Origin of the sequence: Isoptericola sp. NPDC060257 (assembly GCF_042726645.1) — a bacterium.
GTDB lineage: Bacteria > Actinomycetota > Actinomycetes > Actinomycetales > Cellulomonadaceae > Isoptericola > Isoptericola nanjingensis.
Genome location: NZ_JBHXAW010000393.1, coordinates 1 through 2,926, shown reverse-complemented (window position 1 = coordinate 2,926; position 2,926 = coordinate 1). Strand labels below are relative to the sequence as shown.

General features: G+C 75.7%; 4 protein-coding genes. 3 read left to right on the top strand and 1 reads right to left on the bottom strand.

The genetic code is table 11. The annotated features are described in order from the left end of the window. A partial coding sequence (locus tag ACFWEK_RS20465; RefSeq protein WP_430555230.1) for a molybdopterin molybdotransferase MoeA occupies positions 1-863 on the bottom strand: 863 nt, incomplete at its 3' end. A gap of 179 nt (positions 864-1,042) precedes the next feature. On the opposite strand from ACFWEK_RS20465, the gene ACFWEK_RS20460 reads away from it, so the two are divergent. The 3 genes from ACFWEK_RS20460 to ACFWEK_RS20450 form a co-directional block, all read left to right on the top strand. After that, positions 1,043-1,450 (top strand): molybdopterin-binding protein, encoded by a 408-nt coding sequence (locus ACFWEK_RS20460; protein WP_430547549.1) that lies wholly within the window; start codon positions 1,043-1,045, stop codon positions 1,448-1,450. After that, positions 1,447-2,220: a molybdate ABC transporter substrate-binding protein gene (modA, locus tag ACFWEK_RS20455; protein ID WP_430555229.1), complete on the top strand. Its 774-nt coding sequence runs from the start codon at positions 1,447-1,449 to the stop codon at positions 2,218-2,220. The genes ACFWEK_RS20460 and modA overlap by 4 nt, the downstream gene beginning before the upstream one ends. A gap of 34 nt (positions 2,221-2,254) precedes the next feature. After that, positions 2,255-2,926, top strand: a 672-nt coding sequence (locus ACFWEK_RS20450) for an ABC transporter permease (protein WP_430555228.1), incomplete at its 3' end; no start/stop codon positions are given.

Genomic DNA, 2,926 nt, shown 5'->3' with positions numbered 1-2,926 from the left:
GCCACCTCGTACGCCCCGGCGGACACGCCGCCTGTCGTCACGACGAGGGCGACGTCGCCCGCCGCGTCGGCGAGCACCCGGAGCAGCGCGTCGGGCCGGTCCGGCGCGACGCGGGTCGTGACCCGGGCGCCCGCCTGCCCGAGCGCCGCGGTGAGCGCGGCGCCGTTGGCGTCGTGCACCTGCGCCGGGCCGAGCGGTGCTCCCGCCGGGGCCAGCTCCGAGCCGGTGGAGACGAGCAGCACGAGCGGCGGGGCCGCGACCTCGACGGTCGTGACGCCCGCGGCGACGAGCGCCCCGAGCTGCGGGCCTCCGAGCGGCGTGCCCGCAGGGACCAGCACGTCGCCGGCCGCGACGTCGGAGCCAGCCGTCCGCACGAACGTGCCGCGCGTGACGGGAGCGGCGAACCGGACCTCCGCGGTCGTGGCGGGGTCCGGGAAGCGCGGCGGGTCGGCGTCCTCGATCTTGACGACGGCGTCGGCCCCGGCGGGCACGGGCGCCCCGGTCATCACGGGCGCCGCGGTGCCCGGGTCCAGCGCCGGCGGCCGGGTCCCGGCGGGGACGGGGGCGACGACGGGCAGCGCCACCGGGTCGCCGACGGACGCGCCGGCGAGGTCCGCGGAACGCACCGCGTACCCGTCCATCTGGGAGTTGTCGAAGCCGGGCAGCGCGACGGCGGCCACGGCGTCACGCGCCAGCACGCGCGGCGACAGCCCGGCCCCGGCGCCCACCTGCGTCAGCAGGGTCGCGACGTCGATCCGCGCGGACGCCCGCCCGCGCGCCGCCGCCAGGGCGGGCTCGACCGCCTCGGCCACCGCGGCCGCGTGGTCGGCCACCGACCGTCGCCGCGTCACGTCGTCATGCACGGGCGTCAGCCTATGTCCCGCGCCGCCCACGGTCCTCAGCAGGTCACGGAGGCCCGCCCCGTCGCGCTCGTCCGGGGCGCGGGGGTTCAGGTCCCCCTCCGGACACGGGCGCGGTCACCCTCGACGGTGCAGCAGACTCAGCTCCCTCGTCCTGCATGTGCGGGACTATGCTGCTGATCGTGCCGCACATGCGAGTTTCGGAAGCGTCCGTGTACCTCGGCGTCAGCGACGACACCGTGCGCCGGTGGATCGACCGCGGGCTGCTCGGGTCCACGACGGACGCGTCGGGCCGCAAGGTCGTCGACGGGTACGAGGTGGCGATGGTGGCGCGCGAGCACGCGACCGTCCCGGCCCTGCCCGGCGGGATGAGGAGCTCGGCGCGCAACCGCTTCGTCGGGCTCGTCACGGACATCCGGAGCGACCCGGTCATGTCGCAGGTGGAGCTGCAGTGCGGCCCGTTCCGCGTGGTGTCCCTCATGAGCAGCGAGGCCGTGCGCGACCTCGGTCTCGAGCGCGGCTCCGTGGCGGTGGCGGTCATCAAGTCGACGACGGTCGTGATCGAGGCAGAGGACAAGGGAGTCGCATGAGGAAGCACGTCGCCGCCGGGGCCGCGGCCTTGACGATCGGCGCCGCGGTGACGGCGCTGGCGGGCTGCGGCGCGCGGGCGTCGGGCGACGACGGCGGAACGACGACGCTCACCGTGTTCGCGGCGGCGTCGCTGAAAGGCTCGTTCGAGGACCTCGCCGAGCAGTTCGAGGCGGCGCACGACGGCGTGGACGTCCAGCTCAGCTTCGCGGGGTCGTCCGACCTGGTGGCGCAGATCCAGCAGGGCGCGCCCGCCGACGTCTTCGCCTCCGCGGACACCGCGAACATGGACAAGCTCGTCGGAGACGGCCTGGTGACCGACCCGCGGGACTTCGCCACCAACGCGCTGGAGATCGCCGTCCCGCCGGGCAACCCGGCCGGCGTCGAGTCCCTGCAGGACCTCGCCTCCCCGGACGTGAGGCTCGTGCTGTGCGCGCCCGAGGTGCCGTGCGGGGCCGCGTCCGCGAAGGTCGCGGACACCGCAGGCCTCGACCTGCGGCCCGTGAGCGAGGAGCAGAGCGTGACCGACGTCCTCGGCAAGGTGGTCGCGGGCGAGGCGGACGCCGGGCTGGTCTACGTCACGGACGTCGCCGCCGCGGGGGCCGACGTCGAGGGCGTCGAGCTCCCCGAGGCGTCCGAGGCCGTCAACACGTACCCGATCGCGCCCGTCGCCGACGCGAGGCAGGCGGAGCTGGCACAGGAGTTCGTCGACCTCGTCCTGTCGGACGACGGCCGGCAGACCCTCGCCGGGTTCGGCTTCGCGGCCCCGTAGGGGAACCGTGCGGAACTCGACAGGCTCGACCAGCGTGGGGACCGCCGTCGGCCTGCCGCGCTGGGCGTTCCTGCCCGCCACGGTGGGCGGGCTGTTCGTGCTGCTGCCGCTGGTCGCGATGGCGACGCGGGTCGACTGGTCGAGCTACTGGTCGCTGATCACCAGCGAGTCGGCGCGGGCGGCGCTGCTGCTGAGCCTGCAGACGTCGGCGGCCAGCACGGTGGCGTGCCTCGTGCTCGGCGTCCCGATGGCGCTGGTGCTGGCGCGGCGCCGCTTGCCCGGCATCGACCTGCTGCGCTCGCTGGTGATGGTGCCGCTGGTGCTGCCGCCCGTGGTGGGCGGCATCGCGCTGCTCTACACGTTCGGTCGGCGCGGCCTGCTCGGCGAGACGCTCGAGGTGGCGGGCGTGCAGGTCGCGTTCTCGACGACGGCGGTGGTGCTCGCGCAGACGTTCGTCGCGCTGCCGTTCCTCGTGACGAGCCTCGAGGGCGCCCTGCGCACGGCGGGCGCACGCTACGAGGTGGTCGCGGCGTCGCTCGGCGCGCGCCCGACGACGGTGCTCCGCCGCGTGACCCTCCCCCTCGTGTGGCCGGGCCTGCTGTCCGGGGCGGTGCTGTCGTTCGCCCGCGCTCTCGGGGAGTTCGGCGCCACGATCACGTTCGCCGGCAGCCTGCAGGGCGTCACCCGCACCCTGCCGCTGGAGATC